The organism is Pseudomonas sp. SBB6, from assembly GCF_024213215.1.
Taxonomy (GTDB): domain Bacteria; phylum Pseudomonadota; class Gammaproteobacteria; order Pseudomonadales; family Pseudomonadaceae; genus Aquipseudomonas; species Aquipseudomonas donghuensis.
The window spans coordinates 1-22,725 of the sequence record NZ_JANAVH010000009.1 but is presented as its reverse complement, the minus strand read 5'-3'; the positions used below and the strand labels follow the sequence as shown (position 1 = coordinate 22,725).

At 62.4% G+C, this 22,725-nt stretch carries 22 protein-coding genes; 14 read left to right on the top strand and 8 right to left on the bottom strand.

The window, feature by feature from the left end:
- From NLX68_RS17960 to dksA, 4 genes are all read right to left on the bottom strand, one after another.
- Window positions 1-2,955, bottom strand: a complete 2,955-nt coding sequence (locus NLX68_RS17960) for a sensor histidine kinase (RefSeq protein WP_010223000.1) — start codon at window positions 2,953-2,955, stop codon at window positions 1-3.
- Complete coding sequence (locus NLX68_RS17955) at window positions 2,939-3,115, bottom strand: hypothetical protein (RefSeq protein WP_003250005.1); 177 nt, start codon at window positions 3,113-3,115, stop codon at window positions 2,939-2,941. The genes NLX68_RS17960 and NLX68_RS17955 overlap by 17 nt, the downstream gene beginning before the upstream one ends.
- Window positions 3,116-3,310: 195 nt before the next feature.
- Window positions 3,311-4,198, bottom strand: coding sequence for a tRNA glutamyl-Q(34) synthetase GluQRS (gene gluQRS / locus NLX68_RS17950; protein ID WP_254285092.1), 888 nt, complete (start codon window positions 4,196-4,198; stop codon window positions 3,311-3,313).
- Between the two features lie 66 nt (window positions 4,199-4,264).
- Window positions 4,265-4,708 (bottom strand): RNA polymerase-binding protein DksA, encoded by a 444-nt coding sequence (gene dksA / locus NLX68_RS17945; protein ID WP_254285236.1) that lies wholly within the window; start codon window positions 4,706-4,708, stop codon window positions 4,265-4,267.
- 245 nt (window positions 4,709-4,953) lie between these two features.
- On the opposite strand from dksA, the gene NLX68_RS17940 reads away from it, so the two are divergent.
- Both NLX68_RS17940 and sfsA read left to right on the top strand, forming a co-directional pair.
- Window positions 4,954-6,126 (top strand): pyridoxal phosphate-dependent aminotransferase, encoded by a 1,173-nt coding sequence (locus NLX68_RS17940; RefSeq protein ID WP_254285091.1) that lies wholly within the window; start codon window positions 4,954-4,956, stop codon window positions 6,124-6,126.
- The gene (sfsA, locus tag NLX68_RS17935) at window positions 6,126-6,839 is read left to right on the top strand and encodes a DNA/RNA nuclease SfsA (protein ID WP_254285090.1); all 714 of its coding nucleotides are present in this window, start codon (window positions 6,126-6,128) and stop codon (window positions 6,837-6,839) included. Before NLX68_RS17940 ends, sfsA begins: the two co-directional genes overlap by 1 nt.
- On the opposite strand, the gene NLX68_RS17930 is transcribed toward sfsA, so the two are convergent.
- The gene (locus NLX68_RS17930; RefSeq protein WP_254285089.1) at window positions 6,829-7,146 is read right to left on the bottom strand and encodes a Rieske (2Fe-2S) protein; all 318 of its coding nucleotides are present in this window, start codon (window positions 7,144-7,146) and stop codon (window positions 6,829-6,831) included. The two genes, sfsA and NLX68_RS17930, sit on opposite strands and share 11 nt — an antisense overlap.
- Window positions 7,147-7,300: 154 nt before the next feature.
- Here NLX68_RS17930 and NLX68_RS17925 point away from each other — a divergent pair, with 154 nt between their 5' ends.
- The 3 genes from NLX68_RS17925 to NLX68_RS17915 are packed head-to-tail and all read left to right on the top strand — an operon-like array spanning window position 7,301 to window position 9,968.
- Window positions 7,301-8,167: a hemin ABC transporter substrate-binding protein gene (locus NLX68_RS17925; RefSeq protein ID WP_254285088.1), complete on the top strand. Its 867-nt coding sequence runs from the start codon at window positions 7,301-7,303 to the stop codon at window positions 8,165-8,167.
- Window positions 8,168-8,217: 50 nt separating this feature from the next.
- The gene (locus tag NLX68_RS17920) at window positions 8,218-9,201 is read left to right on the top strand and encodes an iron ABC transporter permease (protein WP_162471130.1); all 984 of its coding nucleotides are present in this window, start codon (window positions 8,218-8,220) and stop codon (window positions 9,199-9,201) included.
- On the top strand, window positions 9,201-9,968 hold the full coding sequence (locus NLX68_RS17915) for a heme ABC transporter ATP-binding protein (protein WP_254285087.1): 768 nt from the start codon (window positions 9,201-9,203) through the stop codon (window positions 9,966-9,968). Before NLX68_RS17920 ends, NLX68_RS17915 begins: the two co-directional genes overlap by 1 nt.
- Before the next feature lie 195 nt (window positions 9,969-10,163).
- On the opposite strand, the gene NLX68_RS17910 is transcribed toward NLX68_RS17915, so the two are convergent.
- The 3 genes from NLX68_RS17910 to NLX68_RS17900 all read right to left on the bottom strand — a co-directional run bounded on the left by NLX68_RS17910 (window position 10,164) and on the right by NLX68_RS17900 (window position 12,627).
- A complete protein-coding gene (locus tag NLX68_RS17910; protein WP_010223009.1) occupies window positions 10,164-10,448 on the bottom strand; it encodes a TfoX/Sxy family protein in 285 nt (94 codons plus the stop codon).
- A 167-nt stretch (window positions 10,449-10,615) separates the two neighbouring features.
- A complete protein-coding gene (locus tag NLX68_RS17905) occupies window positions 10,616-10,960 on the bottom strand; it encodes a pentapeptide repeat-containing protein (RefSeq protein WP_254285086.1) in 345 nt (114 codons plus the stop codon).
- A 104-nt stretch (window positions 10,961-11,064) separates the two neighbouring features.
- On the bottom strand, window positions 11,065-12,627 hold the full coding sequence (locus tag NLX68_RS17900) for a bifunctional aminoglycoside phosphotransferase/ATP-binding protein (protein WP_254285085.1): 1,563 nt from the start codon (window positions 12,625-12,627) through the stop codon (window positions 11,065-11,067).
- A gap of 116 nt (window positions 12,628-12,743) precedes the next feature.
- Between NLX68_RS17900 and mrcB the strand changes: the two genes are divergently transcribed.
- The 9 genes from mrcB to msrQ all read left to right on the top strand — a co-directional run bounded on the left by mrcB (window position 12,744) and on the right by msrQ (window position 22,589).
- Window positions 12,744-15,065: a penicillin-binding protein 1B gene (gene mrcB, locus NLX68_RS17895; protein WP_254285084.1), complete on the top strand. Its 2,322-nt coding sequence runs from the start codon at window positions 12,744-12,746 to the stop codon at window positions 15,063-15,065.
- Between the two features lie 24 nt (window positions 15,066-15,089).
- Window positions 15,090-15,851 carry a lipoprotein gene (locus NLX68_RS17890; RefSeq protein WP_036996908.1) on the top strand — a complete coding sequence of 254 codons (762 nt, stop codon included), beginning with the start codon at window positions 15,090-15,092 and terminating at the stop codon, window positions 15,849-15,851.
- Window positions 15,848-16,180, top strand: coding sequence for a YqcC family protein (locus NLX68_RS17885; RefSeq protein ID WP_254285083.1), 333 nt, complete (start codon window positions 15,848-15,850; stop codon window positions 16,178-16,180). Before NLX68_RS17890 ends, NLX68_RS17885 begins: the two co-directional genes overlap by 4 nt.
- Window positions 16,181-16,602: 422 nt before the next feature.
- The gene (locus NLX68_RS17880) at window positions 16,603-18,327 is read left to right on the top strand and encodes an acetolactate synthase 3 large subunit (RefSeq protein WP_010223015.1); all 1,725 of its coding nucleotides are present in this window, start codon (window positions 16,603-16,605) and stop codon (window positions 18,325-18,327) included.
- Between the two features lie 2 nt (window positions 18,328-18,329).
- Window positions 18,330-18,821, top strand: a complete 492-nt coding sequence (ilvN, locus tag NLX68_RS17875; RefSeq protein WP_010223016.1) for an acetolactate synthase small subunit — start codon at window positions 18,330-18,332, stop codon at window positions 18,819-18,821.
- A gap of 50 nt (window positions 18,822-18,871) precedes the next feature.
- The gene (gene ilvC, locus NLX68_RS17870) at window positions 18,872-19,888 is read left to right on the top strand and encodes a ketol-acid reductoisomerase (protein ID WP_010223017.1); all 1,017 of its coding nucleotides are present in this window, start codon (window positions 18,872-18,874) and stop codon (window positions 19,886-19,888) included.
- Between the two features lie 146 nt (window positions 19,889-20,034).
- On the top strand, window positions 20,035-20,892 hold the full coding sequence (gene pssA / locus NLX68_RS17865) for a CDP-diacylglycerol--serine O-phosphatidyltransferase (protein WP_010223018.1): 858 nt from the start codon (window positions 20,035-20,037) through the stop codon (window positions 20,890-20,892).
- 63 nt (window positions 20,893-20,955) lie between these two features.
- Window positions 20,956-21,969 (top strand): protein-methionine-sulfoxide reductase catalytic subunit MsrP, encoded by a 1,014-nt coding sequence (msrP, locus tag NLX68_RS17860; RefSeq protein ID WP_254285082.1) that lies wholly within the window; start codon window positions 20,956-20,958, stop codon window positions 21,967-21,969.
- Window positions 21,969-22,589, top strand: coding sequence for a protein-methionine-sulfoxide reductase heme-binding subunit MsrQ (gene msrQ, locus NLX68_RS17855; RefSeq protein ID WP_254285081.1), 621 nt, complete (start codon window positions 21,969-21,971; stop codon window positions 22,587-22,589). Before msrP ends, msrQ begins: the two co-directional genes overlap by 1 nt.
- Window positions 22,590-22,725: the final 136 nt, after the last annotated feature.

The following is a 22,725-nucleotide window of genomic DNA, read 5'->3' as shown; positions in this document are numbered from 1 at the left end:
TCAGTTCACAGCGGACGTCGCTACGACATGGCGCGGCAGGGTCACTCGGATCCGGGTGCCGCGTTGGCTCTGGCTATCGGCCGGGCTGTCGATGGTGATTTGTCCATAATGCTCTTCAACGATGGAATAGACCAGAGCAAGCCCCAGTCCGGTGCCTTCGCCCGGGTCCTTGGTAGTGAAGAAGGGTTCGAACAGACGATCCATGATGTTTTTCGGGATACCGCTGCCTTCGTCCTCGACGATCAGGTCGACGGTATGCTCGCTGGCTTCGCTCTTGACCCGCACGGCGCTGCCGGGCGGGGAGGCGTCGCGGGCGTTGGACAGCAGGTTGATCAGCACCTGGGCCAGGCGTTGCGGGTCGCCCTCGACCCAGTGATCGGGGTCGCACAGGTTGAAGAACTGTACTTCGAAATTGCGCCGGTTCAAGGCCAGCAGACCGATGGCATCCTGGGCCACTTCGGCCAGGCACACCGGCTCGTCGCTGTGCTGGTGGCTGCCGGCATGGGCGAAGCTCATCAGCGACTGGACGATGCGCGAGATGCGTTTGGTCTGCTCCAGGATCTGGCTGCTCAACTCGGTGATCTCGCCGTCCTCTTCGCGCTCTTCGCGCAGGTTCTGTGCCAGGCAAGCGATGCCAGTAACCGGGTTGCCGATCTCATGGGCAACCCCGGCGGCCAGGCGGCCGATGCTGGCCAGGCGCTCGGAGTGCACCAGCTTGTCTTCCAGGGCCTGGGTCTCGGTGAGGTCCTCGACCAACAACACCAGGCCGCTGTTGCCCGGTGCCAGCGGCTCGTCGATGGCCGCCTTGTGCAGGTTCAGCCAGCGGGTCTGACCGTCCAGGCCCAGGCGCTGTTTATGCAGGTGTTCGTCAGGCACGTTGATGAAGCCCAGCAGCAGGCCGCGCCAAGGCTCGGCAATGGTCGCCAGGCGCGAGCCGACCACGCGCTTGGCGGGGATACCGGTGAGCTCTTCCATGGCCTTGTTCCACATCAGGATTTCCTGGTCCTTGGCCAGCGAGCAGACGCCCATTGGCAGTTCCTGCAGGGTCTGGCGGTGGTAGCGGCGCAGGGCGTCGAGCTCGGCGGCAAGGCCGGTCAGGCGCGAGTGGTAGTCTTCCAGGCGGCTCTCGATGAAGTGGATGTCTTCGGTAACGTAATTTTCGTTGCCAGACTTGTAGGGCAGGAAGGTCTCGACCATGTCCTGGGCCACGCTTGGGCCCATCAGGCCCGACAGGTTGGCTTCGATGCGGTCGCGCAGGCGGCGCAGGGCATACGGGCGGCGCTCGTCGAACGGCAGGTAGAGGTCGCGCAGGGCCTGCTCGACTTCCTTCTGCGCAGCCTTGGCGCCCAGGGGCTTGGCCAGCTGGGTGGCGAACTCCTGCGGCGAAGCGGCGTGCAGCTCACGGCGCTGCGGGCGACGGACGTTATCCACCGCACAGGCCTCGGCGGCACTGACTTCTTCGCTGCTGGCGTTGGTGAACAGCGAGATCAGGGTGAACAGCAGCACGTTGGCCGCCAGCGAGGCGATCGCGGCCATGTGCCAACTGGTGTCGTCGAGCACATAGATCATGTTCAGCAGCGGGATGTAGAAGCCCTGCAGGTTGCCCACCAGCGGCAACAGCATGGTCACCATCCACACCAGGATGCCGGCCAGCAAGCCGGCGATGAAGCCGCGGCGGTTGGCGGTGGGCCAGTACAGTACCGAGAGTACGCCCGGCAGGAACTGCAAGGTGGCGACAAAGGCGACGATACCGAGATTGGCCAGGTCCTGCTGGCTGCCCAGGGTCAGGTAGAAGCCAAAACCGGCGGCGATGATGGCGACGATCAGCGCCCGTCGGGTCCACTTCAGCCAACGGTAGATGTTGCCCTCGGCCGGTGGCTGGTACAGCGGCAGCACCAGGTGGTTGAGGGCCATGCCCGAGAGTGCCAGGGTGGTGACGATGATCAGCCCGCTGGAGGCCGATAGCCCGCCGATGTACGCCAGCAACGCCAGCGCCTGGTTGTTGGCGGCGATGCCCAGGCCCAGGGTGAAGTACTCCGGGCTGGTGCTGGCGCCCATCTTCAGGCCGGCCCAGAGAATCAGCGGTACCGCCAGGCTCATCAGCAGCAGGAACAGCGGCAGGCCCCAGCTGGCACTCACCAGTGAGCGCGGGTTGAGGTTTTCGGTAAAGGCCATGTGGTACATGTGCGGCATCACGATCGCCGAGGCGAAGAACACCAGCAACAGGGTACGCCAGGGGCCTTCCTGCAACGGCGTGTGCAGCGCGGCGAGGGCAGTCTGGTTCTGCAGCAGCCAGACTTCCAGTTGATGCGGTCCGCCAAACACACCATACAGCGCATAGAGGCCGATGCCGCCCAGGGCCAGCAGCTTGATCACCGACTCGAAGGCAATGGCAAACACCAGGCCTTCGTGTTTCTCCCGCGTGGCGATGTGCCTGGAGCCGAAGAAGATGGTGAACAGGGTGATCAGGGCACAAAAGGCAAAGGCCACCCGCGCCTTGACGGGCTCGCCCGTGAGGATACTGATTGAGTCGGCTACCGCCTGGATCTGCAGCGCCAGCAACGGCAGCACGCCGATCAGCATGAATACGGTGGTCAGCGCCCCAGCCCAGGTGCTGCGAAAGCGAAAGGCGATCAGGTCGGCCAGCGATGACAGCTGGTAGGTGCGGGTAATCTTCAGGATCGGATAGAGCAGTACCGGCGCCAGCAAGAAAGCGCCGGACACTCCCAGGTAACAGGCGAGAAAGCCGTAACCATACTGGTAGGCCAGGCCCACCGAGCCATAGAAGGCCCAGGCACTGGCATAGACGCCCAGCGACAGGGTGTAGGTCAGCGGGTGGCGGATGATCGAGCGCGGGATCATTCCGCGTTCGCTGACCCAGGCCACGCCGAACAGCACCAGCAGGTAGGCGGCGCTGATCAGGATCATCTGGGTCAGGCTAAAGCTCATCGGCATCACGTTGGCTCTGCAGGATAAAGGTCACGACGATCAGGATCAGCCAGAGCAGGTAAGGGCGATACCAGGCACCGGTTGGCTCGATCCACCAGTCCATGATGGCCGGGGAGAACAGGTAGATCCCCACGACCAGAAGCAGGACCAAACGATAGATATACATGCTGGCCTCAAAGGTAAGGACGCTGCGGCTTGGACTTATTATTGGCGCAAATGGCTGCGGCGATGGTAACGGGCTTGTGCGTTTTTGCCAAAGAATTGAATTTACTGGGCTTTCTGCATGGCCTGTGGGAGCGGGCTTGCCCCCCGATCTAGCACGGACTGGCCTCAACGCGGGGCAAGTCGAATCCTGCAAGAGTCAGTGCAGGTCGGCCTCGGGCACGCTCAGGCGCCGGGGCAGGGCGTCGGGGTTCCAGTGCAACGCGGCATGGGCCAGTACTTCGGCCGGAGTGCCTTGCTCCATGCCAGCTTCGGTCGCCTGGCCCAGCGCGCGCAGGGCCCGCAGCAGCAGCGCAGTGGCCTGGTCGGCGGCCAGGGGCGGCGAGCGGTAGGACTTGCCCAGTTTGTGCCCGTCCGGCTGTACGATCAGCGGCACATGCAGGTAGCGCGGTTGCGCCAGCCCCAGCAGTTCCTGCAGATACAGCTGGCGCGGGGTGTTGTCGAGCAGATCGGCGCCGCGGACGATATCGGTCACCCCCTGCCAGGCGTCATCCAGCACCACGGCCAGTTGATAGGCGTACAGGCCATCACGGCGGCGAATGACGAAATCACCGACTTCGCGCCCCAGGTGCTGCTGGAAATGGCCCTGGACCCTGTCATCGAAATGGTAGACAAGCTCCGGCACCCGCAGGCGGATGGCAGCATTCTCGCGGTTATGCCCGGCGTTGCGGCACAGGCCTGGGTAAACGCCGTTGTAACTTTCGAGCTGCTTGCGCGAACAGGTGCAGGCGTAGGCCAGGCCCTGACGGAACAGGCGCTCGAGCACTTCGGCATAGGCGTCGTGACGCAGGCTTTGGTACACCACCTCGCCGTCCCATTCCAGGCCGTAGCTTTCCAGGGTCTGCAGGATTGCTGCCTGGGCACCGGGGGCTTCGCGGGGCGGGTCGATGTCTTCCATGCGCACCAGCCAGGTGCCGCCGACCGCACGGGCGTCCAGCCACGAGGCCAGGGCCGCGACCAGCGAGCCGAAGTGCAGGTAACCACTGGGGGTAGGGGCGAAGCGCCCGATATAGCTGGAGTCGTTCATGGGGTGTGGAGCCTGTAAATCAAACGGGGCGCTTTGAGCGCCCCGTTGCGTTGCAAGTTGCTGGCATCACGCCTTGCCGACTTGCTTTTCCTTTTTCTCGGCCAACTCTTTGCAGTCAAAACACAGGTCGGCGGTCGGGCGGGCTTCCAGTCGGCGAAGGCCGATTTCAACGCCGCAGGCTTCGCACCAGCCGTACTCTTCGTCCTGGATTTTCTGCAGGGTCTTGTCGATTTTCTTGATCAGCTTGCGCTCGCGATCACGGTTGCGCAGTTCAAGGGCAAACTCTTCTTCCTGGCTGGCGCGATCGGCGGGGTCCGGGAAGTTGGCCGCCTCGTCCTTCATGTGGTCCACAGTCCGGTCCACACTGTTCATCAGCTCCTGCTTCCAGGCACCAAGAAGCTTGATGAAGTGCTTGCGCATGGGATCGCCCATGTACTCTTCACCCTTGGTTTCCTGATAGGGTTCGACACCGTACATGGTCTGATTTTTTTGCTTTTCTTGGGTGGACATGAATAGACCGCCTCTCACTTTTCTAATCCATTGCGCAGGCTGCTCCATCTCCGGCGCCCGCCGGCCCTGCGACTGCGAGCCGCCGAACTTACCAGATCGAATCGGGGTACGCTACTCCCGGTTGTCAAGGCCAGGGCAACTGCGCCAGGCCTTGACGATCTTTGCAGTGGACCGCAGCTTTTGCCACACGTTCGACCCAGCGCATGGGTAGAATCAATATTCTAGACCCTTTTGAGAGAAGGCTAATGGCCCAGCCCTACAGTGCGCGCAGCCGCGCCATCGAACCTTTCCACGTGATGGCCCTGCTGGCCCGTGCCAACGAGCTGCAGGCGAGCGGTTGCGACGTGATCCACCTGGAAATCGGCGAACCGGACTTCACCACCGCCGCGCCTATCATTGAGGCCGGCCAGGCCGCGCTGGCCCAGGGGCATACCCGTTATACCGCCGCCCGTGGGCTGCCGGCGCTGCGTGAGGCCATTGCCACCTTCTACCAGCAGCGTTACGGGCTGAGCATCGACCCGCAACGCATCCTCATTACCCCGGGCGGTTCCGGCGCCTTGCTGCTGGCTGCCAGCCTGCTGGTCGATCCGGGCAAGCACTGGCTGCTGGCCGACCCGGGCTACCCGTGCAACCGGCACTTCCTGCGCCTGGTCGAAGGTGCTGCGCAACTGGTGCCGGTGGAGCCAGAGGTGAATTATCAATTGACCGCCGATCTGGTCGAGCGCTACTGGGACCAGGACACCGTCGGCGCCCTGGTGGCGTCGCCGGCCAACCCGACCGGCACGGTGCTTGATCGCGACGAACTGGCCGGCCTGTCGGCCGCTACCCGTGCGCGCAAGGGTCACCTGGTGGTGGATGAGATCTACCACGGGCTGACCTACGGCATGGATGCACCGAGTGTGCTGGAAGTCGACGACGAAGCCTTCGTCCTTAATAGTTTTTCCAAGTATTTCGGCATGACCGGCTGGCGCCTGGGTTGGCTGGTGGCGCCACCGGCGGCAGTGGCTGACCTGGAGAAACTGGCGCAGAACCTCTACATCAGCGCACCGAGCATGGCCCAGCATGCGGCACTGGCATGTTTCCAGCCCGGGACCCTGGCCATCCTCGAAGAACGGCGGGCGGAATTTGCCCGCCGTCGCGACTTTCTCTTGCCGGCCTTGCGTGAACTGGGCTTCAGGATTGCCGTCGAGCCTCAGGGCGCGTTCTACCTGTACGCCGACATCAGCGCCTTTGGCGGTGATGCCTTTGCCTTCTGCCAGCACTTCCTTGAAACCGAGCATGTGGCCTTCACCCCGGGCCTGGACTTCGGCCGCCACCAGGCCGGGCACCATGTACGCTTTGCCTACACCCAGAGCTTGCCGCGCTTGCAGCAAGCGGTTGAGCGGATTGCCCGTGGACTGCGGAGCTGGCAAGGCTGATGCGTTTTTCACCCACACTCGAAACCGCACGTTTGCTGCGCCGCTACAAGCGCTTCCTGGCCGATATCGAACTGGCCAACGGCGAGCAGATGACCATCCATTGCCCCAACACCGGCTCGATGTTCAATTGCATGGTCGAGGGCGGCCAGGTCTGGTTCAGCCGTTCCAACGACCCCAAGCGCAAGCTGCCCGGCACCTGGGAAATCAGTGAAACCCCGCAGGGGCGCCTGGCCTGTGTGAACACCGGGCGGGCCAACACCCTGGTTGAAGAAGCCTTGCGCGCCGGGGTTATCAGTGAACTGGCAGGGTTTACCGGGCTCAAGCGCGAGGTGGCCTATGGCGAGGAGAACAGCCGGGTGGACTTTCGCCTGGAGTTCGCCGAGGGGCCGGCCTACGTCGAGGTCAAGAGCGTGACCCTGGGCTTCGATGATTGCAGCGTGGCCGCCTTCCCCGATGCGGTGACCCAGCGCGGCGCCAAGCACCTGCGTGAACTGGCAACCTTGGCTCGCCAGGGTGTGCGTGCGGTGCAGCTGTATTGCGTGAACCTGAGCGGTGTCGAAGCCGTACGCCCGGCCGACGAGATCGACAGGGCCTATGCCGATGCGCTACGCGCCGCGGTGGCCGACGGCGTCGAGGTGCTTGCCTACGGCACGCGGATCGATGGCGAGCAGGTCTATATCGATCGGCCGTTGCCGGTGTTGCTCAGTCGATAAGCCAGATGCCCTGGCTGTCTTCGCGGCAGCCCAGGGCCGTCAGTTGCTCGCCCTCGCAGGGGCCCGCCACGCATTCGCCGGATTCGATCAGAAACAGCGCGCCATGGCGCCCGCAGGCAATCAGGCTGGCGCTGCTGTCGAGAAAGGCGTCAGGCTCCCAGTTCAGGGGGATACCGCGATGGGGGCAGTAATTGCGGTACAGGTAGACGGTGCCCGCACGTCGAACCGCGAATATCCCGAGGTCATCGACACTGAAGCCGCGGCTCTGGCCTTCGCTCAGTTGTTCGGAACGACAAAGAAACTGCATGGTGAGGGTTTACCTGAAGTCACAGTGACGGCTTGACGTGCAAATGCAAATAATTATCAAATTGCCTGCATCAGCCGTATCGGACGCTTTATACCGTGCGTCCCCGGCATTATCCACCCGGATTGCCGCTCCTCCTCATTCAAGGAAGCCTGTTATGCGCCCAAGTGCCCGCCTGATCGCCCTGTGTGCCGGTCTTGTGTTCAACAGCCTGGCCCAGGCTGAAGCCTTGCCGCAGCGCTGGGTCAGCGCCGGTGGGGCTTTGAGTGAGTGGGTTGCAGCGCTGGGAGGGGAGCAGAAACTGGTTGGGGTCGATACCACCAGCCAGCATCCTGAGTCGCTCAAGGCCTTGCCGAGCATCGGCTACCAGCGCCAGTTGTCTGCCGAAGGTGTGTTGAGCCTGCGCCCGGATGTGCTGGTGGGGACCGAGGAAATGGGGCCGCCGCCAGTGCTGGCGCAAATCCGTGGCGCCGGGGTCAAGGTCGAACTGCTTTCGAGCAAGGCTGATCTGGGGGCAGTCGAAACCAACCTGCAGCAACTGGGGCGCTTGCTCGGCAACGAGAACCAGGCCCGGCAGTTGTTCGCCGACTACCGCCAGCAACTGGATGCCTTGCAGGGCAAGATCAAACAACTGCAAACCCGTCAGGCCGTCCCTGGGGTGATCCTGCTGGTCGGTCATGCCGGCGCCAAACCCATGATCGCCGGCAAGGGTACCGCCGGTGATTGGCTGCTCAAACAGGCAGGTGCGCGCAACCTGGCCGATAACGAAGGCTACAAGAACTTCTCGGTTGAAGCACTGGCGGCGCTCGATCCCGATGTACTGGTGTTTGCCGACCGTAGCCTCAGCGGCGAGCAGGCCTTGCAGGCATTGCTCAAGGAAAATCCGGCCCTGAACGCCTCGCGCGCCGCACGCAGCAATCGCCTGATCGAGTTGGACCCGACCCTGCTGGTCGGCGGGCTCGGTCCGCGTCTGCCGACCACCTTGCAGAACCTGTCCACAGCCTTCTATCCGACCGCCCGATGAACCGGCTGGTCAAACCGCGCACGCTGTTCGTTACCCTGGCACTGTTGTGTCTGCTGGCGATCTGGTTGTCGCTGGCGCTGGGGCCGGTCAGCCTGCCATTGCTCGATACCCTGCGGGCCGGGGCGCGGCTGGTCGGGTTGCCGGTGGCCGGAGAAGGGCTGGAGCAGGCCGAGTTGATCCTCGGCCAGATTCGCCTGCCACGTACCCTGCTGGGGGTGGCCGTGGGCGCGGTGCTGGCGCTGACCGGGGTGGCGATGCAGGGGCTGTTTCGCAATCCGCTGGCGGACCCCGGCCTGGTCGGGGTCTCCGCTGGCGCCGCGCTTGGTGCGGCGGTGGCGATTGTCGGCGGCGCGTGGGTCGGTGGCATTCCTGAGGTGTTCGGCCCCTATCTGTTATCGCTGTGCGCCTTTCTTGGCGGCTTGGCGGTGACCGCGCTGGTGTATCGCCTCGGCCGGCGCGATGGCCAGACCAATGTCGCCACCATGTTGCTGGCCGGCATCGCCTTGACCGCCTTGGCCGGTGCGGCGGTCGGGCTGTTCACTTATCTGGCCGATGACGCCACCTTGCGCACCTTGACGTTCTGGAACCTGGGCAGCCTCAACGGCGCCAGTTATCAGCGCCTGTGGCCGCTGGTGCTGGTCGCCATCGTCGTTTCGCTGTGGCTGCCGCGGCGGGCCCAGGCCTTGAATGCCCTGTTGCTGGGCGAGTCCGAAGCCCGGCACCTGGGCATCGAGGTCGAGAAGCTCAAGCGCGAACTGGTGTTCTGCACCGCTTTGGGGGTGGGCGCGGCGGTGGCGGCGGCGGGGCTGGTCGGCTTTATTGGCCTGGTGGTGCCGCATCTGGTACGTCTACTGGCGGGGCCTGATCACCGCGTGCTGCTACCGGCATCGCTGTTGGCCGGCGCTTCGCTGTTGTTGTTTGCCGACCTGGTCGCCCGCTTGGCGCTGGCGCCTGCGGAGCTGCCCATCGGTATTGTCACCGCGTTTATCGGCGCACCGTTCTTCCTCTACCTGCTGCTGCGAGGACGTGCCTGATGTTGCGAGTCGAGAATCTGTCGCTGCGCCGGGGCTCAAACCTGGTGCTGAGCGATATCAGCCTGGTGCTGGAAGCCGGCCAGGTGCTGGGTGTGTTGGGCCCTAACGGCGCGGGTAAAAGCAGCCTGCTGGGGGTGATGTGTGGTGAGCTCAGTGCCAGCGAAGGGCGAGTGACCCTGGATGAGCGAGGTCTGTGTGACTGGCCCGGTCAGCAGCGCGCCCAGCGTTTGGCAGTATTGCCGCAGGTGTCCAGCCTGGGTTTTGCCTTCAAGGTCGAAGAGGTGGTGGGTATGGGGCGCTTGCCACACAACAGCGGCCTTGAACGCGACCAGCAGATCATCGACCTGGCCTTGCAGGCCGCCGATGCCAGCCATCTGATCGGGCGCAGTTACCTGGCGCTCTCCGGGGGCGAACGCCAACGCGTGCACCTGGCCCGGGTGCTGGCGCAGCTGTGGCCAGGGGAGGAGGGCCGAATCCTGTTGCTCGACGAGCCGACGTCGATGCTCGATCCGTTGCACCAGCACACCACCTTGCAAGCGGTGCGCGCGTTCGCCGATCGCGGCGCTGCAGTGCTGGTCATCCTGCATGACCTGAACCTTGCCGCGCGCTACTGTGACCGCATCCTGCTGCTCGAGCAGGGCCGCGCCCACGCCCTGGATACCCCGCAGCAGGTATTGCGCCCGGACTCACTCAAGGCTGTGTTCGGCATCGACGTATTGGTGCAACCCCATCCCGAGCGCGGGCACCCGCTGATCATCGCCCGCTAGGGCGCCCCGGACGTCAACGCGAGGAAAAACACCAGGCAAAAAAAGACCCGGCAAAGTGCCGGGTCAATAACCGTGATTAGCCTGATGAGGAGATAATCTGAGAGTCCGAACCAGGGGCTTTCAGGTTACCCAACCAGTCTCGCGACCAGTTGTGATAATCATAACGATTCTCATTACGGAGTCAAGCACCGTGGCTTAATATTCTCGATTATTTTTCTGTACACCCGCTTTACCGTCCAGTTGCTGGTTCAAGGCTTCCTTGCGTTCGGCCGGAATGTCATTCCAGTGCACATCGAGCAAGGCGCCTTCGATTGCATAGAGCAGCACCTTCGAGGCCCGGAAGCCTCGGGTGCGCACGGCCTTGTAGGCATTGACCGCACCCAGCCGGCGTAGGTCCGAAGCGCTGTGGATGCCGACCGCATGCAGCCACTGCGCAGAAGTCTTGCCAAGGTTTTTCAGATGCTGGAGTTCATCGTTCATCAAGCCTCCTTGCGACGGCTGAACGGGTCTTGATTGAGGAATCGCGGCAGGTCAATGAGGAGTGTAGCGGCACTTGGGAAATACGCGGCGTTTTGCCATCCGCGTGCCGACGGGTAGCCGAAAACCGCCCGCAAGGCCGCAGCCGGCGGGCGTTTCGCTCGTTGGTATCAGCGTGTACGGTAGCGCAAGCGGGTGCCGAAATTGACCGACATGAGGATCTCGTCGGCGCTCAGTTCGCTGGGAAAGTAGGTGCCGGAAATCTGCGCATGGGCAAGGCTGGCGCCTTCCAGGCCGTTGTGCCGCAGGTCCAGGCCGCGCAGGTCGGAGGCGCGGAAGTAGGCATCGGTGAAGTCGATGCCGGTGGTGTCCAGGTCGCGCAGGTCGAGCCCACGGAAATCACCGCCGCGAAAGTCGACGGTGCCGTCCCTGGGCTTCTCGCGGTTGAAGCTGGTGATCTGTTCGTCATGCACCAATGCATACAGCGCGCTGTCCAGTTGCCGTGGCTGACTCATGAGACACCTCCTTGTTTGAGCTTATGGTGGCACTATAGTGCCACCATTGCGGAGGTGCCCGGAATCAGGCGTGAAGTGTCGACTGCTTCACGTCTCGGGGTGCATTACAGCCCAGGCAGGCGCTGGCGGATCTGTTTGACCAGCAGGTCGAGGCTGCCGCTTTCGTTGGTTTCCACCCGCTTGCTCTGCAGCAGCTCTTCGGCGCTGAGCGGGTCACGGCTGGCCTGCTGAGCCTTGACCACCTCGAGGGTGGCGTCCGACGGATCGTTCTGATCGGCCTGACGCTGGGCCAGCCAACTGGCAATCACCGCATCCGGTGCATTGCAGTCGAGGATCAGGAACGGCACACCGGTTTCGCTGGCAACGCCGGCTGCGGCCTGACGCTGGTCGTGCTTGAGGTAAGTGGCGTCGATGACCACCGGGAAGCCGGCGCGCAGGATGCTTTCGGCCAGTTGATGCAGGCGCTGGTAGGTGGCCTGGCTGGCGTCTGCACTATAAATGCCGGCTTGCAACTGGCCGGCATTGGCGCTGGCTTGTTCACCGAACAGGCGCTTGCGCTCGACGTCCGAACGCAGGCGGATGGCGCCCAGGGCATCGACCAGGCGCATGGCCACGTGGCTCTTGCCGACGGCGGAAACACCGTGGGTGATGGCCAAAAAGCGCGACGGAATGGCGCTGTAGCTTTCCGCCAGGTTGGCGTAGTTGCGGTAGGTACGCAGGGTGGTGGCGCGCTGCACGGCATCGGCGTTGGCCGGCATGCTGAACAGGGCGACCTTGGCCCGCACCAGCGCGCGGTAGGCCTTGTAGAAGTTCAGCAACTCCAGGCCGGCGTAATCGCCGGTCAGCTCCAGGTACTGGCTGATGAAGCGCCGCGACAGCGATTTCAGGCCGCGGTCTTCAAGGTCCATGGCCAGGAACGCGGCGTCGGCGTAGACGTCGGTCAGGCGGAACGGCTCGTTGAACTCGATGCAGTCGAAAATCACCACCTTGCCGTCGATCAGGGTGGCGTTGCCCAGGTGGATGTCACCGTGGCATTCGCGAATGAAACCTTCGGCCTTACGCTGCTCGAGCAGGCCGTGCAGGCGCTTGAAGCTGTCCTGGGCCCAGGCCTGCAGGGCATCCAGTTGTTGCAGGTCGGCCTTGTCGGACAGGAACGGGCGAATCTGTTCGAAGTTCTGCTCGACCGGGGCCATGACGCTGTCCGGGGTGCCCAGCGGATGCTCCACGGCCACCTTCGGCGCCGCCAGGTGGAAGCGGGCGATCTGTTCGGCCATCTGGTCGATGTGCGCGGCGCTCAGTTCGCTATTGGCCTGCAGCGTGCTGAGCATCTGGCTCTGAGGGAACTGGCGCATTTTCAGCGCGTATTCGATCGGCTCGCCTTCGCCGCCCAGTTGCGGTGCTTCGGCGCTGCCGGTGATCGGCAGCACTTCCAGGTACAGGCCTTCGGTCAGGCGTTGGTTCAGGCGCAGCTCTTCGGCGCAGAAGTGCGCGCGCTGGGACAACTGGGTGAAGTCGAGGAAACCGAAGTTCATCGGCTTCTTGATCTTGTAGGCATAGTCACCGGTGAGCAGCACCCAGGAGATATGCGTCTCGATGACCTGAAATGCCTTCACCGGGTGAGGGAACAGGGCGGGATTCTGCAGTGCTGTGATCAAGGCTTGGCTCACGGGCGATCCTTCTGGGTCAGGAGATTCGAATCGGCCATTATGGCCGCAAGCGGGGCTGGTGCAAACCGCCGGAGGGCGCCTGTCGATGATTGATAAAGTGCGTATAATCCGCCGCCATGACTCGATCCCGATCCCCCCGTACCGCTAAAAAACGTCCGTCTGGCCGCTCGCGTGCCTGGCTGGGCTGGGCCCTGAAGCTCAGCCTGGTCGGCCTTGTGCTGGTGGCGGGCTATGCCATTTACCTCGACGCCGTGGTCCAGGAGAAATTCTCCGGCAAGCGCTGGACGATTCCGGCCAAGGTTTACGCCCGGCCGCTGGAGCTGTTCGTCGGCCAGAAGCTGAGCAAGGCTGATTTCCTTATCGAGCTCGATGCCCTCGGCTATCGCCGCGAAAGCGTCGCCAATGGCCCGGGTGCGGCGGCGGTCAACGGTAATACCGTCGATCTGAACACCCGTGGCTTCCAGTTCTATGAAGGCATGGAGCCGGCGCAAGGCGTGCGCGTGCGTTTTTCCGGCGACTACGTTGCCGGCCTGAGTGGCGCCAACGGCTCGAAGCTCGACGTGGTGCGTCTGGAGCCGCTGCTGATCGGCGGCCTGTACCCGAAAAACCTCGAAGACCGCATCCTGATCAAGATCGACCAGGTGCCGCCTTACTTGCTGGAAACCCTGGTGGCGGTGGAAGACCGCGACTTCTATCACCACTTCGGCGTATCGCCCAAGTCGATTGCCCGGGCGGTGTGGGTCAACACGTCATCCGGCGCCATGCGCCAGGGCGGCAGTACCCTGACCCAGCAGTTGGTGAAGAACTTCTACCTGACCAACGAACGCAGCCTCAGCCGCAAGCTCAATGAAGCGATGATGGCGTTGTTGCTCGAACTGCATTACGACAAGCGGGAAATCCTTGAGGCCTACCTCAACGAGGTGTTTGTCGGCCAGGACGGCCAGCGCGCCGTGCACGGCTTTGGCCTGGCCAGTCAGTTCTTCTTCAGCCAGCCGCTGTCGGAGCTCAAGCTGCATCAGGTCGCCTTGCTGGTCGGTATGGTCAAGGGGCCTTCCTATTACAACCCGCGGCGTTACCCGGAACGGGCGACGGTACGGCGTAACCTGGTGCTCGACCTGCTGGCCGAGCAGGGCGTGGCGACCCCGGAAGCGGTGGAGGCGGCCAAGAAGATGCCATTGGGCGTGACCAAGCGCGGCAGCCTGGCCGACAGCTCGTACCCGGGCTTCCTCGACCTGGTCAAACGCCAGCTGCGCCAGGACTATCGCGACGAGGACTTGACCGAAGAAGGCCTGCGCATCTTCACCAGTTTCGACCCGATCCTGCAGATGAAGTCCGAAGCGGCCATGGGCGAGACCTTCAAGCGTCTGGCCGGGCGCAAGGGCGCTGATGAAGTCGAAGCGGCAATGGTGGTGACCAACCCGGAAACCGGTGAAGTCCAGGCCCTGATCGGTAGCCGCCAGGCTGGATTTGCCGGCTTCAACCGGGCCATCGACGCGGTGCGGCCAATCGGCTCGCTGGTCAAGCCAGCGGTGTACCTGACCGCCCTGGAAAAACCGAGCAAGTACACCCTGACCAGTTGGCTGCAGGACGAGCCGTTTTCGGTCAAAGGCGCCGATGGCCAGGTGTGGAAACCGCAGAACTACGATCGGCGTTCCCACGGCACCATCTATCTGTATCAGGGCCTGGCCAACTCCTACAACCTGTCGACGGCCAAGCTTGGCCTGGAGTTGGGGGTGCCGAACGTGCTCAACACCATCGGCCGGCTGGGCGTGAACGTTGACTGGCCGGCCTTCCCGTCGATGCTGTTGGGCGCCGGCGGGATGTCGCCGATGCAGGTTGCGACCATGTACCAGACCCTGGCCAATGGCGGCTTCAATACGCCGATGCGCGGCATTCGCAGCGTGCTCACCGCCGAAGGCGAGCCGCTCAAGCGTTATCCGTTCCAGATCCAGCAAACCTTCGACCCGGGCGCCATTTATCTGGTGCAGAACGCTATGCAGCGGGTGATGCGCGAAGGTACCGGGCGTTCGGTCTACAGTGTGCTGCCAGGCTCGTTGAACCTGGCGGGCAAGACCGGTACCAGTAACGATTCCCGTGACAGCTGGTTCGCAGGCTTCAGCCAGGACCTGCTGGCGGTGGTGTGGCTGGGCCGTGACGATAACGGTAAAACACCGTTCACCGGCGCCACGGGTGCCTTGCAGGTCTGGACCAGCTTCATGCGCAAGGCCGACCCGCTGCCGCTGGACATGCCGCAGCCCGACAACGTGGTTCAGGCCTGGGTCGATCCGCACAGTGGCCAGGGCTCGGACGCCAGTTGCCCGGGCGCCGTGCAGATGCCGTATATTCGTGGGAGTGAACCGCCGGCCGGAGCTGCCTGTGGCGGTGAGCCGGACCCTGCCGAGTCCGTCATGGACTGGGTCAAGGGTTGGATGAATTAAGCACTAGCCTAAAGAGGGTGTGAAGTGAACAAGTGGTGGTTTCCAGCCTTGACGGCGCTGGCTTTGCTCAATGGCTGCGCCAGCAATCCGCGCGGCTCCATTCCCGTGGTCGATTCCAGTACCCGGGTGTCCAACAGTGAGCGGGTCACGGCCAACCGTGGCGCGCCTGCGCAGATCTATAGCGGTACGCGCCAGGCGCAAGCCGTGCCGCAGGACTCCGGGGTGATGGTCATGGTCCCGCAAGGTGCCGGCGCCGCACCGATTCAGACGTTCCCGGCATCCACCGGCGCCGCACCGATCAGCACAGGTCCCATTACCCCGGGGCCGAGCAGCTCGGCGCCATTCGACAGCAGCTCGACCAACGCCGGCAGCTACACCATGCCGAGCAGCAGCGCCCCGAGCGCGCCGAGCGGGATTCCGCGCGCCAGTGCTGCCAGCGGCGGCCTGTCGGCTGACGAACAACTCGACGGCCCGGTGCTGGCGCTGTTGACCACCGCCCAGCAACAACAGAGCGGCGGCGACTACAACGGCGCTTCGTCGAGCCTGGAGCGTGCCCAGCGCATTGCCCCGCGTGAGCCGCAGGTGCTCTACCGTCTGGCCCAGGTGCGCCTGGCCCAGGGTGATGCCGCGCAGTCCGAGCAACTGGCGCGCCGTGCACTGACCTACGCCAACGGCCGCCCCGACCTGCAGGCCGGGCTGTGGAACATCATTGCCCAGGCCCGCGAGAAACAGGGTGATTCAGCTGGCGCAGCGCTGGCGCGGCAGAAAGCCCAGGTCAACTTGTGATGGACCAGCGCATTCTCGATATCGCCGATCACCTGCTGTTGATCGAGCATGAGCTGCGCGTCCAGGGCTGGTGGCGTGAAACGTCACCCAGCGCCCAGGCGTTGGCCAGCACCGTGCCCTTTGCCGTCGACAGCATGGACTTCGATCAGTGGCTGCAGTGGATTTTCCTGCCAAAGATGAAAGTGATTCTCGAGAAAGGGCTGCCGTTGCCAAATGCCTCCGGCATCCTGGTCATGGCTGAAACGGTATACGTCGACCGCCCGGAGCAAAGCCGCGAGCTACGCAGGCTGCTAGCAGAGTTTGACCAATTGATCAGTCCTTCTGCCTGAATTTCCCTCTTTTCACCCTTGGAGCCACAGATTGTGGCTCTTTTTGTTTGTATTGTTTGCTTTTCTGCTGCTGTCTTTGGCATTAGTGGTGGCTGTTGATCGTCCTTGCGCGAAATTGGCAATAATTTTTCTTGACTTGCGCGCGCCGAAAAAGAAGAATCCAGATTCCGCTGTAGAGGGACTGCCAGAAGCAGACCCGCTAAGCAGATCATGAGGCGCACACCCGCGCCGACCTGTAACACCCCGCAACGCGTTACCTCGCGCTGGGTGGGAAAACCCCGCAACACTTTGGGGCGCTCCCAATACTTGCTCAGTCAGTGCTGACGTAGTCGGCGATTCCGTCGCTCATGCTCTGCTTGGCAGTAAACCTATTAAGACCCGTCCAGCGTGGACGGTATTCTGGCGTTTTAGAGGTGAACAACGTGGAGCTTTTATCTGGCGCTGAGATGGTCGTCCGCTTTTTGCGTGACGAAGGCGTTAAGCACATCTACGGGTACCCTGGTGGTGCTCTCCTTCATGTTTACGATGCCCTGTTCAAAGAACCGGAAGTAAGCCACATCCTGGTTCGTCACGAGCAGGCAGCGACCCATATGGCGGACGGTTACGCCCGTGCCACCGGCAAGGCCGGCGTGGTACTGGTGACCTCTGGTCCAGGCGCGACCAATGCCATCACCGGTATTGCCACCGCGTACATGGACTCCATTCCGATGGTCATCCTCTCCGGTCAGGTGCCCAGCACCATGGTCGGTACCGATGCCTTCCAGGAAACCGACATGATCGGTATTTCCCGGCCGATCGTGAAGCACAGCTTCATGATCAAACATGCCTCGGAAATCCCTGAAGTCCTGAAAAAAGCCTTCTATCTGGCGCAGTCCGGTCGCCCGGGCCCGGTCGTGGTCGATATCCCCAAAGACATGACCAACCCGGCGGAAAAGTTCGAATACGTCTACCCCAAAAAGGTCAAGATGCGTTCCTACAGCCCGGCTGTTCGTGGTCACTCGGGGCAGATCCGCAAGGCTGCCGAGATGCTCCTGGCCGCCAAGCGCCCAGTGGTCTATGCCGGTGGCGGCGTGATCCTCGGCGGCGGCTCTGCCGCGCTGACCGAAGTTGCGCAGATGCTCAACCTGCCGGTCACCAACACCTTGATGGGCCTGGGTGGCTATCCGGGTACCGACCGCCAGTTCCTCGGCATGCTCGGCATGCACGGCAGCTACACCGCCAACCTGGCCATGCACCACGCTGACGTGATCTTCGCCGTCGGTGCACGTTTCGACGACCGCGTGGTCAACGGCCCGGCCAAGTTCTGCCCGAACGCCAAGGTTATCCACATCGACATCGACCCGGCGTCGATCTCCAAGACCATCAAGGCCGACGTGCCGATTGTGGGTCCGGTCGAGAGCGTACTGACCGAAATGGTCGCGACCTTGCGCGAAATCGGCGAGCAGCCGGACAAGGCGGCCATGGACGCCTGGTGGAAGCAGATCGAAGAATGGCGTGGCGGTCGCGACATGTTCCCTTACGACAAGGGCGACGGCAGCGTGATCAAGCCGCAGACCGTGATCGAGACCCTCTGCGAAGTGACCAAGGGCGATGCCTTTGTGACCTCCGACGTTGGTCAGCACCAGATGTTCGCGGCGCAGTACTACCGCTTTAACAAACCCAACCGCTGGATCAACTCCGGTGGCCTGGGCACCATGGGCTTCGGCTTCCCGGCGGCCATGGGCGTCAAGCTGAACTTCCCGGACCAGGACGTTGCCTGCGTGACCGGCGAGGGCAGTATCCAGATGAACATCCAGGAGCTGTCGACCTGCCTGCAGTACGACCTGCCGGTGAAGATCGTCAACCTGAACAACGGCGTATTGGGCATGGTTCGCCAATGGCAGGACATGGCCTACAACAGCCGTCACTCGCACTCCTACATGGAATCGCTGCCTGACTTCGTCAAGCTGGCCGAAGCCTATGGTCACGTGGGTATCCGCATCACCAGCCTGAAAGACCTCAAGCCCAAGCTCGAGGAGGCGTTCGCCATGAAGGATCGCCTGGTGTTCATCGATATCCAGGTCGACAACAGCGAGCACGTCTACCCGATGCAGATCAAAGACGGCTCGATGCGCGATATGTGGCTGAGCAAGACGGAGCGTACCTAATCATGCGGCACATTATTTCCCTGTTGTTGGAAAACGAACCCGGTGCCTTGTCCCGCGTGGTCGGTCTGTTCTCGCAGCGTAACTACAACATCGAAAGCCTGACGGTGGCGCCAACCGAAGACCCGACCCTGTCGCGTCTGACGTTGACCACGGTCGGTCATGATGAGGTGATCGAGCAGATCACCAAAAACCTGAACAAGCTGGTTGAAGTCGTCAAGCTGGTCGACCTCTCGGAAAGCGCGCACATCGAACGTGAACTGATGCTGGTCAAGATCAAGGCCACGGGCGCCCAGCGTGCCGAGATCAAGCGCACCACCGATATCTATCGTGGGCAGATCGTCGATGTCAGCAGCAGCGTCTATACCGTTCAGCTTACTGGCGCCAGCGACAAGCTTGACAGCTTCATTCAGGCCATCGGTACCGCGTCCATTCTCGAAACAGTGCGCAGCGGCGTTACCGGCATTGCCCGTGGCGACAAAGTGCTCAGCATCTAACTCAAAAAATTAGCGATGGCCTTACGGGCCGAGATAACAGGGGTATTTTCATGAAAGTTTATTACGACAAAGACTGTGACCTTTCCATCATCCAGGGCAAGAAAGTTGCCATCATCGGTTACGGCTCCCAGGGCCACGCTCAGGCGTGCAACCTGAAAGACTCCGGTGTGGACGTCACTGTCGGTCTGCGTAAAGGTTCGGCCACCGTTGCCAAAGCCGAAGCTCACGGCCTGAAAGTTGCCGATGTAGCGACCGCTGTTGCCGCTGCCGACCTGGTCATGATCCTGACCCCGGACGAGTTCCAGTCCCAACTGTACAAGAACGAAGTCGAGCCGAACATCAAGAAGGGCGCCACCCTGGCCTTCTCCCACGGTTTCGCCATCCACTACAACCAGGTCGTTCCACGCGCCGACCTGGACGTGATCATGATCGCGCCAAAAGCGCCAGGTCACACCGTACGTTCCGAGTTCGTCAAAGGCGGCGGCATCCCTGACCTGATCGCGGTCTACCAGGACGCTTCCGGCAATGCCAAGAACGTCGCCCTGTCCTACGCTGCTGGCGTTGGTGGCGGCCGTACCGGCATCATCGAAACCACCTTCAAGGACGAGACCGAAACCGACCTGTTCGGCGAGCAGGCTGTTCTGTGTGGCGGTACTGTCGAGCTGGTCAAAGCCGGTTTCGAAACCCTGGTTGAAGCTGGCTACGCGCCAGAAATGGCCTACTTCGAGTGCCTGCACGAACTGAAGCTGATCGTTGACCTCATGTACGAAGGCGGTATCGCCAACATGAACTACTCGATCTCCAACAACGCCGAATACGGCGAGTACGTGACCGGCCCAGAAGTCATCAACGCCGAATCCCGCCAGGCCATGCGCAACGCTCTGAAGCGCATCCAGGACGGCGAATACGCCAAGATGTTCATCAGCGAAGGCGCCACTGGCTACCCTTCGATGACCGCCAAGCGTCGTAACAACGCTGCCCACGGCATCGAAGTCATCGGCGAGCAACTGCGCTCGATGATGCCTTGGATCGCGGCGAACAAAATCGTCGACAAGGCCAAGAACTGATCTTGTCCTGATGCGATGAAAACGCGGCTTCGGCCGCGTTTTTTCGTTTAGGCGGTCAGCTTCTGGTATAAAGCTTCATCGTTTGTCGGCGAACCCTCGTCGCAGACGTCTGTCGAAACTTTCCACACCGTTGCAAGGTAATGTCCATGAGCGAACGTCCCGAAGAGCCGAACAAGGCCTCTGACGCCGAAAGCCTGCTACCGATCGATGAGCATGTTGAAGAAGGGCATGACGCCGAAGGACGCAAGGTTCGGCATCGCGGCATCTATCTGCTGCCCAACCTGTTCACCACTGCGAACCTGTTCGCCGGTTTCTATTCGATCATCAACTCCATGAGCGCCCAGGCGGCCCTCAGTGCGGGTGATCCGCGCGAGGCGAGCAAGTATTTCGCCTTCGCCGCCATCGCCATTTTCGTCGCCATGGTCCTCGATGGCCTGGACGGCCGCGTGGCACGCATGACCAATACCCAGAGCGCCTTCGGTGCCGAGTACGACTCGTTGTCGGACATGGTCGCCTTCGGTGTCGCCCCGGCATTGCTCGCGTTCGGCTGGGCCCTGGGTGACATGGGTAAAGTCGGCTGGATGGTTGCCTTCATCTATGTCGCCGGTGCCGCGCTGCGTCTGGCGCGCTTCAACACCCAGGTCGGCAAGGCCGACAAACGTTACTTCATCGGCCTGGCCAGCCCGGCTGCGGCCGGTGTGGTGGCCGGTACCGTCTGGGCCTTCAGCGACTATGGCATCCAGGGTTCGAAGCTGTCGTTCCTGGTGGCGCTGCTGGTGGCTGCGGCCGGCATGCTGATGGTCAGCAACATCAAGTACAACAGCTTCAAGGAGCTGGATCTCAAGGGGCGCGTGCCGTTCGTAGCGATCCTCGCCGTGGTGCTGGTGTTCGCGGTAGTCTTCAGTGACCCACCGCGCATCCTGCTGCTGGTGTTCCTCGGCTATGCGGCCTCCGGCCCTGTGCAATACCTGTTGCGCATGCGTCGGCGGAAAAACATCGAGTGATGTAATTTCGCTAGGGCTCCGTAGTCTACTGGTGCATCAGTCCTCCAGTTCTACGGAGCCATCATGCTCATCAAGCTGTCCAAAGCCTCCGATTGCAAAGAGTCGGAAATCACCCCCGAATCCCTTTATGTCTCGCGCCGCGCCATGCTCGGCGGGTCGCTGGCCGCCCTGGCCGCTACTGCGTTGCCGCGGTGGGCCGGTGCTGCCGACGCGTCGCGCTATGCCGATGTCGAGGCGGGCAGGGCGCCGGGCTGGTTCAGCGACAAGCTCGCCGCTACCAAGTGGCAAGCCGTGACGGCGCCGGGCGAAGCCATCACGCCGTTCAAGGATGCCACCCACTACAACAACTTCTACGAGTTCGGCGCCGACAAGGGCGATCCGGCAGCCAATGCCGGCAGCCTGAAAACCGAGCCATGGACAGTGGTGGTGGATGGTGAGGTCGGCAAGCCCGGGCGCTATGCCCTGGAAGACTTCATGAAGCCCTACCAACTGGAAGAGCGCATCTACCGGCTGCGCTGCGTGGAGGCCTGGTCGATGGTCATTCCCTGGCTGGGCTTTCCGTTGTCGGCGCTGCTCAAGCAGGTCGAGCCAACGTCCAAGGCACGCTTCATTCGCTTCGAAACCTTGCAAGACCCGAAGAGCATGCCCGGCCAGCGCTCAAGCTTTGCCCTGATCGACTGGCCTTATATAGAAGGCTTGCGCCTGGATGAGGCAATGAACCCGCTGGCGATCCTCGCTGTCGGCATGTACGGGCGCGAATTGCCCAACCAGAACGGTGCACCGTTGCGTTTGGTGGTGCCGTGGAAGTACGGCTTCAAGAGCATCAAGTCGATCGTGCGCATCAGCCTGGTCGAAGCGCAGCCGCGCACCACCTGGCAGGCGATTGCCCCGGAAGAGTATGGCTTCTACGCCAACGTAAACCCTGAGGTCGATCACCCGCGCTGGACCCAGGCGCGTGAGCGGCGCCTGCCCAGCGGCCTGTTCAGCCCCAACGTGCGGCCAACGCAGATGTTCAATGGCTATGCCGAAGAAGTGGCAGGGCTGTACAGCGGCCTCGACCTGCGGAAGAACTACTGATGCGTTATCCACTGTTTCGACTCGGCATCTTCATCCTGGCCAGTATCTGGCCGCTGTGGTGGTTGTATGAAGCGGCCATGCAAGCCCTTGGGCCGGATCCGGGCAAGATCCTGGTCGATCGCCTGGGCCTGGGCGCGTTGGTCTTCTTGTTGATCACCTTGAGCATGACCCCCTTGCAGCGCCTTACCGGTTGGGCGGGCTGGATCGTCTCGCGGCGCCAGCTGGGCTTGTGGTGCTTTGCTTATATAGTGCTGCACCTGAGTGCCTACATGTTCTTCGTGCTTGGCCTGGATTGGGGGCAGTTGGGGATCGAGCTGAGCAAGCGGCCTTACATCATCGTCGGCATGCTGGGCTTTGTGGGCTTGCTGGCACTCGCGGTGACCTCCAATCGGTATAGTCAGCGCCGCCTGGGCGCGCGTTGGAAGAAGTTGCACAAGCTGGTCTATGCGATCCTGGGCCTGGGCCTTTTGCACTTTCTCTGGGTAGTGCGCGCCGACCTTAAGGAGTGGTCGGTGTACGCTGCTATTGGCGTGTTTCTGCTGGCCTTGCGTATTCCCGCATTGGAGCGGCGAATCCCGCGGCTGGTAACGCGTAAAGCAGCTCCTGCAACAAAAGCTTAAATAAGTCCTTGACGCGCGATTTAATCTCTCTATAATTCGCCCCACTTCCGGCGCAGTCTGAACTGAAAACTCCTTGAGTTTCAAAGAGTTAGCGGTTCCAGGGTCATCCGGAAGGGCTTCGATCGAAAGATCGACA

Coding starts and splice junctions, on each gene's coding strand:
- msrP (WP_254285082.1), top strand. CDS start 20,956: ATGCTCATCAAGCTGTCCAAAGCCTCCGATTGCAAAGAGTCGGAAATC.
- NLX68_RS17960 (WP_010223000.1), bottom strand. CDS start 2,955: ATGCCGATGAGCTTTAGCCTGACCCAGATGATCCTGATCAGCGCCGCC.
- NLX68_RS17915 (WP_254285087.1), top strand. CDS start 9,201: ATGTTGCGAGTCGAGAATCTGTCGCTGCGCCGGGGCTCAAACCTGGTG.
- NLX68_RS17930 (WP_254285089.1), bottom strand. CDS start 7,146: ATGCAGTTTCTTTGTCGTTCCGAACAACTGAGCGAAGGCCAGAGCCGC.
- NLX68_RS17940 (WP_254285091.1), top strand. CDS start 4,954: ATGGCCCAGCCCTACAGTGCGCGCAGCCGCGCCATCGAACCTTTCCAC.
- mrcB (WP_254285084.1), top strand. CDS start 12,744: ATGACTCGATCCCGATCCCCCCGTACCGCTAAAAAACGTCCGTCTGGC.
- gluQRS (WP_254285092.1), bottom strand. CDS start 4,198: ATGAACGACTCCAGCTATATCGGGCGCTTCGCCCCTACCCCCAGTGGT.
- pssA (WP_010223018.1), top strand. CDS start 20,035: ATGAGCGAACGTCCCGAAGAGCCGAACAAGGCCTCTGACGCCGAAAGC.
- NLX68_RS17905 (WP_254285086.1), bottom strand. CDS start 10,960: ATGAGTCAGCCACGGCAACTGGACAGCGCGCTGTATGCATTGGTGCAT.
- NLX68_RS17910 (WP_010223009.1), bottom strand. CDS start 10,448: ATGAACGATGAACTCCAGCATCTGAAAAACCTTGGCAAGACTTCTGCG.
- sfsA (WP_254285090.1), top strand. CDS start 6,126: ATGCGTTTTTCACCCACACTCGAAACCGCACGTTTGCTGCGCCGCTAC.
- msrQ (WP_254285081.1), top strand. CDS start 21,969: ATGCGTTATCCACTGTTTCGACTCGGCATCTTCATCCTGGCCAGTATC.
- ilvN (WP_010223016.1), top strand. CDS start 18,330: ATGCGGCACATTATTTCCCTGTTGTTGGAAAACGAACCCGGTGCCTTG.
- dksA (WP_254285236.1), bottom strand. CDS start 4,708: ATGTCCACCCAAGAAAAGCAAAAAAATCAGACCATGTACGGTGTCGAA.
- ilvC (WP_010223017.1), top strand. CDS start 18,872: ATGAAAGTTTATTACGACAAAGACTGTGACCTTTCCATCATCCAGGGC.
- NLX68_RS17955 (WP_003250005.1), bottom strand. CDS start 3,115: ATGTATATCTATCGTTTGGTCCTGCTTCTGGTCGTGGGGATCTACCTG.
- NLX68_RS17925 (WP_254285088.1), top strand. CDS start 7,301: ATGCGCCCAAGTGCCCGCCTGATCGCCCTGTGTGCCGGTCTTGTGTTC.